The following is an 8,756-nucleotide window of genomic DNA, read 5'->3' as shown; positions in this document are numbered from 1 at the left end:
AGTGACGGCGGTTTTATCGGTACTTCTATTTTAGATTTTGCGCGGGTACATCTCAAATTAACTTTACCGGATGAGGGAGAATTAGACGTAAAAATTCGTTATTGTTGGCAAAACTGGTTAGCGGGAAATGTCCTAATTATTTTTGATGATGTGCGGGATTATCAGCAAATTAGGGATTATTTACCACCGCAAGAAGACAAACGCTTTCAGGTTTTAATTACCACTCGCAAGGAATATTTATCAGCGACAATTGCGACTTTTCGGGTAGAAGTATTAAAAGAAAAAGATGCACTTGATTTATTGCGTTCCTACCTTAAAGACAACAGAATTGACACACAAATCGAGGCAGCTAAATTATTATGTCAGGATTTAGGTTATTTACCCTTGGCGTTAGAATTGGTGGCAAGGTTGCTGGTACGACGACAGGATTGGAAAATCAGCAAAATACGGCAGAAATTAGCCGAAAAAGGCTTAGATGAGCCAATTTTAGACAAAAATCCCAAGTTTCATGGGGAAATGACTGCGGAAAGAGGGTTAAAAGCTGCCTTTAATCTCAGTTGGGAGGAGTTGCATAGCGAACCAGAAGCGCAAATTTTGGCACTTTACCTCAGTTTATTCGCTCTTGCGCCCTTTCCCAAGGAGATGATTCTGGATTTATTTCCCGATGAGGATGGGGATACAGTGGAGGAATGGTTAACCGATAGTTTAGTTCACCTGAGTTTAGTTCAGGATAATCGTGATGGTTGGTATGAAATTCATCCCCTGTTGCGTCGCTATTTTCGGGATAAGTTAGAAGCATCACCCCACGCAGAACCAGCAAAACGCCGTTATTGTGGGATTATGGCCAAAAAATCGGCAGAAATGCCACAGAATCCCACTATAGAAATCGTTGAAGAATTTAAACCTTTCCTTCTCCATCTACAAGCATCTGTCGGGGAATATCCCCAATATATCGCTGATGAGGATTTAGGTTGGTCCTATACGGGTTTAGCTCGGTATTATAACGGACAAGGATTGTATGCTATTGCTGAACCTTACTATAAAGATTGTTTAACCGCAACTCGAACCCACTTAGGAGACAATCATCCCGATGTGGCAGCTTCCCTCAACAATTTAGCATACTTGTACGATTGCCAAGGCAGGTACACAGAAGCGGAACCTCTCTATCTAGAAGCATTAGATTTGACAAAACGACTCTTAGGAGACAATCATCCCGATGTGGCAAGTTCCCTCAACAATTTAGCAGGATTGTACTATTCCCAAGGCAGATACCCAGAAGCGGAACCTCTCTATCTAGAAGCATTAGATTTGAGAAAACGACTCTTAGGAGACAATCATCCCGATGTAGCAACTTCCCTCAACAATTTAGCATACTTGTACGAATCCCAAGGCAGGTACACAGAAGCGGAACCTCTCTATCTAGAAGCGATTAATATTTTCAGGGAAAGATTAGGGGAAAATCATCCCCATACCCAAACCGTTTATCGGAATTATCTGGAGATGTTATCCCAATTACCCGAAGCAGAATTAAGACAACGGTTTCCTGATGAGGTGGTGGAGATGTTGAAACCAAAACCCCCTCATCCCTGAAAACAGTCTTAACTGTGATTTATGGGATTATGGGATAGACTATAATTGATCATTGATAAAGACTTGCCAAATACAACACAATCATAGCATTCACTCAATCATTCAAATCACAGCTTAGACTTATTATAGGAATCTTCCAGACTCTGTGCGATAAGCTTAACCTGCATAGAATCCATCTTTGTGTCCTTTGTGCCTTTGTGGTTCCTTCCATTCCCTCGCCAGTAGGACTGTATCTTAGAATACATTTTACCCACCAAATCCAAGAGAGCCTTGAATGAACCAATCATAGTTAAGAGCGTTGGAAAATAGGGTTCGTAGGCGCACGGATTTTCCATTATGAATATAGTACCCTGTCAAGTCGCCTTTGTCAAGAGAAAATTTAACAACATCCAGACAAACGTTATTGTAGGGGTAATTCATGAATTACCCCTACACCTATTACCTAGTCCAGTAGTCCACCACCACCATTGACAGTGATTGGAATGATTGAATGATGGACTATAATTGAATTAATCACTGATTACTGATCACTGATAATAACCCTTGACCGCCAAAACGGACAACATCGGTACAAAATAACCCCGTTTCCTCCTGCACAGTTTCTATAGCTTTAACTGCCGCCTGCGGACTAAGATGAAAAGTATTTAAACTAATCCCCTTTACCTTCACCTCCCCAAAACTTCCCCCAGCGCTGGCAGTCATTTCGCAGAGTTTAATCACTTCCGTTAGGGGAGGGATGGGAATATCGGGTAAATCTTTGATATGAATTTGTCCGGCACGATGGACGAGAATTAACCCCGTCGGTTGACTGCCACGCATTAAAGGCAAGGTAGCGGTTGATCCGGGGTGTAAAAGGGAACCTTGACCCTCAATAAACAAAATATCGTTATTTTCCGCCGATTCTAACACCAAAGCCTCGATCGCACCAGCAGCATAATCGACGCGCACTGCATCCAAGGGTACACCTTTTCCCGCGATCATAATTCCCCCCTGTCCAGTGGCTAAAAATTGCGATTTTAGCCCTTTTTCTTGAGCTGCCCGATGTAATTCGATGCTAGTGGACATTTTGCCCACACTCATATCCGTCCCTACCGTTAAAATACGCTGACAGGTTAAATTTTTCGCCCGCGCTTGCCCAATTTTTAAGCCTTGGGGTTCCAGACGGATATCCCAAATCCATTGATCCGGTTTAAGCTGAGGAAAAAGGGGTTTTAGGGGTGTATGGAGACCATTAACGAGAGATAAACCCGCATTTACCGCCTCTTTGATTTCTTCTAGCCAATCGGGGGGTAAAATGCCTCCTGAGGGTGCGATGCCAATTAACAGGGTATCGGGATGATAGGTTAGAGCTTCCCTAACAGTAGCAACAATCGGCAAGGGGCGATCGATTCCGGCCACTTCTTTTAAGGAGCTGCCGGCGCTTTCTGCGTCAATAATCGCCACTACCTGCGCTTTCGCGTAACGCAGATAACTTAATCCGGTTTTGCCGCGAGTTCCTTTAATTCCTTCGTGGAGAAGAATCGCTACTTTCTTATCAGGAGTCAAATAATTAGTCATCTTTTAAGCTGTTCGTAATTTAAATTGCTTGTTGAGACGAGGCAACAGGCAAAAGGCAACAGTAAAGGGATTGGGGGAGATTCGGCTAATCCAAGAATAAGCGGTTTAAATACGTCTTAGCTTATCCGTAAACTAACACCCAAACCGGGTGAATTATTTGGTTGTAAACGTCCCCTTTCCAAGCTTAAACCCGTAAAGGGATCATCGCGTAAATTTAAATGACTATCTAGGTCAAGATAGTTGACAAGCGGGCCAAGGTGTGCTAGGGCAGTATTGGCTAAACTGCTATCAGAGTAACATCCGAACATAATTTGCAGTCGGCAAGCTTGGGCAATATGAATCATTCTCTGCACTTCCGCTAATCCACCAGCTTTCATTAGTTTAATATTAATGCCGTGGACTCGATCGGCCAGTTTCGGGATATCTTGACTAGAAAAACAGCTTTCATCGACGAAGATAGGTAGGGGCGATTTTTGGTATAAATCAATTAAATCTCGTTCTTGTCCCACGGATAGGGGTTGTTCCACATAAATAACGCCTTTTTCCTCTAACCATTGGCACATTTTCACCGCATCGCTAAATTGCCAACCACCATTAGCATCGACAGTTAGGGGCAAATGGGGGACAATTTCTTTAATAGCCACAATTATGGCTCGATCGGCTTCTATACCGTCTGGTGATCCTAATTTGACTTTTAATAAGCTAAAATCGCCGATTTCTAGCCAATCTAACACCCTCTTCCCCACATTTTCTGGAGAATTTAAACCGATAGTAACAGAAACCGGCGGAATTAAAGAGCGATCGAGTCCAAAAATTTGCCAAAGAGGTAAATTAGCTTTTTTGCCTAACCAGTCGTGCAGTGCCGTATCAATAGCGGCACGAGTAGCCGAAGATATCTGATTTTGCCATAAAATTTTCTCAATTTCTTGGCGTTGACAGGGATGAAAAGATTGTAAAAGAGGAGCGATCGAGTTTAATTCTTGCAGGATTTTATCGGGTTTTTTCTCCTCGCTGGTAATATTAAAAGGGGATGCCTCTCCCCACCCTTCGATATTTTCCTCGCTAATTTGCAGCCATATATTAGTATTTTCGCTGGTAGTGCCGCGACTAATCGTTAAAGGTACTCGTTTATGAATAGTAAAAGTTTGCCAGTTTAGCAGCATAATTCACCTGGGGATGATCGGGGAATAGGAACAGAAAAATTATCTACACTTACCCAAATCCTTACTTCTGTCCACTCTCACCGCAATCATACAACTTCTGGCGGTGTTTTTCGTCAAAGACAAAATATGATAGGCTAACCGAAGGGATAGGCAAGACGGCTGCGGGTTAGGAAATGGGATGAAAGAGGAGTGAGTTAACCAAAATCAATGATTAAGAAAAAGATTTCTTACTGGGTAAATGGAGGTATTGCCCTCATTGATCGCTATCTGATCAGCCAACTACTACCCCCATTTTTATTTAGTGTTGGTTTATTTGCCTCTTTGGGAGTAGCGATCGGCAATCTTTCCGATTTAGCTAATCAGGTAGTTGATGCTAATCTACCCCTTGTATCGGCCCTAGAAATTCTCCTGTTAAAAGTGCCAGAATTTGTCACCTATTCCCTGCCGGTTTCTCTTTTACTGGCCACTTTAATCACCTACGGTCGTTTAAGTAGTGATAGTGAAACCGTTGCCCTACAAAGCTGTGGAGTCACTCTTTACCGTCTTTTTGTACCCACTTTTTGCCTAAGTTTAATAGTTACAGTTGTGACATTTTTATTAAACGAATATGTGGTTCCTAATGCTAATTATCGAGCCACAGAAATTTTAGTGCAGAAAATTAATAAAGAGGCAAGTTTTTGGAAAAATAAAGATTTTTATTATCCAGATTATGAAATAAAAACCCTAGAAAATGGTACGATTAATCGCAATTTAAGAAGTTTATTTTATGCCGAACAATTTGACGGCGAAAAAATGAAAACTGTCACCGTTATCCGTTGGCTAAAAGAAGAATTAAATCAAATTATTATCGCCGATTCGGCCCGTTGGAATGCCGTCGATAACGTCTGGGACTTTTTTAACGGCATTATCTATGAATTAACCCCCCCTAACGCCTCCTATAGCCAAGTTATCCCCTTTAAAGCCGAAAAAATCGCTTTATCTCGCTCCGCTTTCGATTTTGCTCGTCAAAGCCGCGATCCCTACGAGATGAACATACCACAGGCGATCGAATATGTGCAACTGCTCAAACTCAGTGGCGATGAGAAAAGAGTCAGGTTTTTTCAAGTGCGAATCCAGCAAAAAATCGCCTTTCCCTTTGTCTGTATCGTCTTTGCTACCATAGGTTGTGCCTTGGGTTCTCTACCGCAAAGAATCAGTCGGGGAACCAGTTTCGGTCTCAGTGTCGCCATTGTTTTCCTCTATTATCTTTTAAACTTCCTTGTCGGCAGCTTGGGACTAACCGCCACCCTCTCCCCCTTCCTAGCTGCCTGGCTGCCTAACTTTTTCGGTTTTGGGTTGGGTCTCTGGTTATTATGGCGACTTAACGGTTAGACTTTTTTGAAAATTTTCGTCAAGATAGGAGACGTAGAGTTATAGCAGGCCTCTTAGTCTATGTTTCCCTTTTTCTTTAACACTTGTGGCAGCAATTCCTGTGGCAGCACTTCCCGCCAAGAATACCAAGAGCGTAAGTTAACATTCCTCAAATGGATGCGCGACGACCTCGAAACCCGTCTAGCGGGATTAAATGCCGCTATCGAAACTATCGAGCGTCAAATCGGTCGGGAAGGTCAATAAACCCTGAAAATAGGCGAGTTTTCCCCTCGCCTTCTCCCCACAATTGGCTAAAAGAGATAATAGGAGTCTATCGTTATTGTAATCGGCACTCGGCCTGCATGGGTTACGCTACCGCTAACCCATCCTACAAATAATTGCTCCTCCCTACTTATTGGCACTCAATAGCATAATTCTTTGAGCGACTTTTTCAGCAAACCCTATATACAAAGTCAGCATTCATGAGGGGAAGCCTGGGGCGAAGTAATTCGCCCGTTTAAAAGCCCCGTCCCATGGCTAAAAGCGAGAGACTTCTGCTGACACTAAATTCAACCAGTAATTACTCCCGCCATTGTCCTGAATTGCAGGGGGTGTTTTCCCCTTGTTATCGTCAGGGTCAAAAAGAGGCCTCAGCCATAGCCATCAAAACCCAACCGCCGGTCAAACCTTCTCAATCGGAAGAGGAGGAGGAGCGAGGAAACAATAGTCCCTATTGCCTATTTAGACAATCGCTCCCTGTTTAAACCGTTGCCGCCGATGAATCAAGCACCACCTGTTCATTGGTGGGTAACTCCAGACAATAACCCGCACCGTAAACGGTTTTAATATAGCGAGGATGACGGGGATCGGGTTCTAGTTTTGTTCTCAGATGGCGAATATGGACGCGAATAGTCTCGATATCATCATCGGGATCGTATCCCCAGACTTCCTTGAGAATATCACTGGGGGAAACGGTTTGACCGTGACGCTGGAGAAGACAGTGGAGTAACTCGAATTCTAGATGGGTTAACTTGACCACACCTTCAAACCAGACCGCCTCAAAACGTTCGGGAACCAGGGTTAAAGGTCCAAAACTGAGTATTTCTGAGTGTTTAGCGGCTTGGGGAATGCGATCGGTGCGTCTGAGGAGAGCGCGTACCCTAGCTAACATTTCCTCCACCTCGAAAGGTTTGGTCAGGTAATCATCAGCACCCGCATTAAAACCTTCCACTTTATCTTGGGTTTGTCCTAAAGCTGTGAGCATCAAAATCGGGATGTCGGACGTGCGTTCATCTCGTCGCAAACGCTGACAGACGGTAAAACCATCGACTTTGGGCAGCATTAAATCCAGCATGATTAAATCGGGTTGTAACTGGACGGCCAAGGCCTGGCCTTTAATCCCGTCCTCTGCGGGATTAACGTCATAACCCGCCATCTCCAAGTTGATGGAGACTAATTCCGCGATTGCAGGATCATCATCGATTACAAGTATTCGGGGCATTACCAGAGTGTTATGACTAAGGGTTTGGGTAGGGGGTTGCTAAATGTGTTCTCGCTGACATCGCAACTAGGGCTTTGTCTCTCAAGGGCCTGAGTTTAGCACAACATAAAGAATCCTGTACTGATTATAAGCATGATTGCTAAATTCGGTTTTAATTTGTGAAATTTTGCTGATATAAGTCTCCTGAATGTTAAGAATTAATAAGAAGTGTGAATAATGTTGATCGATAATCGATATTAGTGCTATTTTCTAGCTTTATCTCTCTCCAAAATCAACTAGGGAGCAGTTTTTCACTAATCTTTACAATTGCGCCATCTCGATCAATACCGGTTTTAACCGGCGGTCAAGTCCTGCTAGAGCTACATTTCTCCCCTAAGCTCCCCCAGCGGCACTGTAAAAATTCTTAATAAAATTACCGATCGATTCAGTTTAATCTACCAAAATAGACGGTTTTAGTAAGCATCTGTAACGAACCCGATCCATTCTACTCATCCCAACAGGTGATCATAATATGAGCGTTAATTTATCAACTCAACTGCGGGAAGGCACGAAAAAATCCCATACCATGGCAGAAAACGTCGGTTTTGTCAAGTGTTTTCTCAAGGGTGTGGTGGAAAAAACTTCCTATCGCAAACTGGTGGCTAACCTCTACTTCGTCTATTCGGCCATGGAGGAGGAGATGGAAAAACTTCCTAGTCATCCCGTCGTTTCTAAAATCTGTTTTCCCGAACTCAATCGCAAAAATGCGCTGGAACAGGATTTATATTTTTATTACGGTCCAAATTGGCGCAACGAGATCGCTTTATCTCCCGTAGGTCAGGCCTACGTTAACCGGATTCGGGAAATCGCCACAACAGAACCCGAATTATTAGTCGCTCATTCCTATACCCGTTATCTCGGCGATCTGTCCGGGGGGCAAATCTTGAAAAAAATCGCCGAAAAAGCGATGAATCTGGAAACTGGTGGCACAGCTTTCTATGATTTTAAAGATATTACCGACGAAAAAGCCTATAAAAACCACTATCGTCAAACCCTCGACGAGTTACCAGTGGATCAAGCCATGGCTGATCGCATTGTCGCCGAAGCTAACGCCGCTTTTGGCATGAACATGAAAATGTTCCAAGAGTTGGAAGGTAATCTGATCAAAGCGATCGGAATTATGCTCTTTAATACTCTCACCCGTCGTCGCAGCACCGGCAGCACCGAAACTGGATTGGCCACCGCCGAATAGTAGTCAAGAAAACCAAAAAAAACGGAAATTCTAGAATTGGGGTAATAGTTAGCCATGATTATTATCTGAATTTCAGAGTTGTCCGTTATATTTTTGCTTTTTATTCGGTCGTCAGGAGATAGGAGATTATTTTTATTGATTCTCCCTTCTCCCCACACCCCACTTCCCCACTTCCCCACTTCCCCACACCCCACACCCTTGTCTTCTGATGATCGCGAAAAAACTTCATCAAGAGGGGAACAACTTCCAGTAAGATGAAAAATGGTCAGTGAAAAAGCTAACCGAAATTTATTGTCGGAAATGGTAACACCGCCCCATTTCCCCAGACCCTAGAGGCTAGAGTCCGGTAAACCAGCGGATAAAA

8 protein-coding genes are annotated in these 8,756 nt (G+C 43.4%); 5 read left to right on the top strand and 3 right to left on the bottom strand.

Annotated elements, in window-relative coordinates:
- Together ACOCD9_RS20965 and ACOCD9_RS20960 are read left to right on the top strand one after the other, a co-directional pair.
- Positions 1–1,590: tetratricopeptide repeat protein (locus ACOCD9_RS20965; RefSeq protein ID WP_419548343.1), on the top strand; the 1,590-nt coding region annotated here is incomplete at its 5' end.
- A 336-nt stretch (positions 1,591–1,926) separates the two neighbouring features.
- On the top strand, positions 1,927–2,061 hold the full coding sequence (locus tag ACOCD9_RS20960; RefSeq protein WP_419548342.1) for a hypothetical protein: 135 nt from the start codon (positions 1,927–1,929) through the stop codon (positions 2,059–2,061).
- A 42-nt stretch (positions 2,062–2,103) separates the two neighbouring features.
- Here the strand turns inward: ACOCD9_RS20960 and ACOCD9_RS20955 are convergent, their stop codons facing one another.
- Both ACOCD9_RS20955 and ACOCD9_RS20950 read right to left on the bottom strand, forming a co-directional pair.
- Positions 2,104–3,147: a DUF1611 domain-containing protein gene (locus ACOCD9_RS20955; protein WP_419548341.1), complete on the bottom strand. Its 1,044-nt coding sequence runs from the start codon at positions 3,145–3,147 to the stop codon at positions 2,104–2,106.
- Positions 3,148–3,263: 116 nt separating this feature from the next.
- Complete coding sequence (locus tag ACOCD9_RS20950) at positions 3,264–4,310, bottom strand: dipeptide epimerase (RefSeq protein ID WP_419548340.1); 1,047 nt, start codon at positions 4,308–4,310, stop codon at positions 3,264–3,266.
- A gap of 207 nt (positions 4,311–4,517) precedes the next feature.
- On the opposite strand from ACOCD9_RS20950, the gene ACOCD9_RS20945 reads away from it, so the two are divergent.
- Complete coding sequence (locus ACOCD9_RS20945) at positions 4,518–5,681, top strand: LptF/LptG family permease (protein WP_419548339.1); 1,164 nt, start codon at positions 4,518–4,520, stop codon at positions 5,679–5,681.
- A 60-nt stretch (positions 5,682–5,741) separates the two neighbouring features.
- Positions 5,742–5,924 (top strand): hypothetical protein, encoded by a 183-nt coding sequence (locus ACOCD9_RS20940; RefSeq protein WP_024970489.1) that lies wholly within the window; start codon positions 5,742–5,744, stop codon positions 5,922–5,924.
- Positions 5,925–6,420: 496 nt separating this feature from the next.
- On the opposite strand, the gene ACOCD9_RS20935 is transcribed toward ACOCD9_RS20940, so the two are convergent.
- On the bottom strand, positions 6,421–7,161 hold the full coding sequence (locus tag ACOCD9_RS20935) for a response regulator transcription factor (protein ID WP_002736267.1): 741 nt from the start codon (positions 7,159–7,161) through the stop codon (positions 6,421–6,423).
- Positions 7,162–7,672: 511 nt separating this feature from the next.
- On the opposite strand from ACOCD9_RS20935, the gene ACOCD9_RS20930 reads away from it, so the two are divergent.
- Entirely contained in the window at positions 7,673–8,392 is a 720-nt protein-coding gene (locus ACOCD9_RS20930) for a heme oxygenase (biliverdin-producing) (protein ID WP_419548337.1), read from the top strand.
- The last annotated feature ends 364 nt before the right edge of the window (positions 8,393–8,756 follow it).

The sequence above is a fragment of the Microcystis sp. genome (assembly GCF_048564745.1).
Taxonomy (GTDB): domain Bacteria; phylum Cyanobacteriota; class Cyanobacteriia; order Cyanobacteriales; family Microcystaceae; genus Microcystis; species Microcystis ichthyoblabe_A.
This window is presented reverse-complemented; position numbering and strand designations above follow the sequence as displayed.

Coding starts and splice junctions, on each gene's coding strand:
- ACOCD9_RS20960 (WP_419548342.1), top strand. CDS start 1,927: ATGAATATAGTACCCTGTCAAGTCGCCTTTGTCAAGAGAAAATTTAAC.
- ACOCD9_RS20955 (WP_419548341.1), bottom strand. CDS start 3,147: ATGACTAATTATTTGACTCCTGATAAGAAAGTAGCGATTCTTCTCCAC.
- ACOCD9_RS20950 (WP_419548340.1), bottom strand. CDS start 4,310: ATGCTGCTAAACTGGCAAACTTTTACTATTCATAAACGAGTACCTTTA.
- ACOCD9_RS20945 (WP_419548339.1), top strand. CDS start 4,518: ATGATTAAGAAAAAGATTTCTTACTGGGTAAATGGAGGTATTGCCCTC.
- ACOCD9_RS20940 (WP_024970489.1), top strand. CDS start 5,742: ATGTTTCCCTTTTTCTTTAACACTTGTGGCAGCAATTCCTGTGGCAGC.
- ACOCD9_RS20935 (WP_002736267.1), bottom strand. CDS start 7,161: ATGCCCCGAATACTTGTAATCGATGATGATCCTGCAATCGCGGAATTA.
- ACOCD9_RS20930 (WP_419548337.1), top strand. CDS start 7,673: ATGAGCGTTAATTTATCAACTCAACTGCGGGAAGGCACGAAAAAATCC.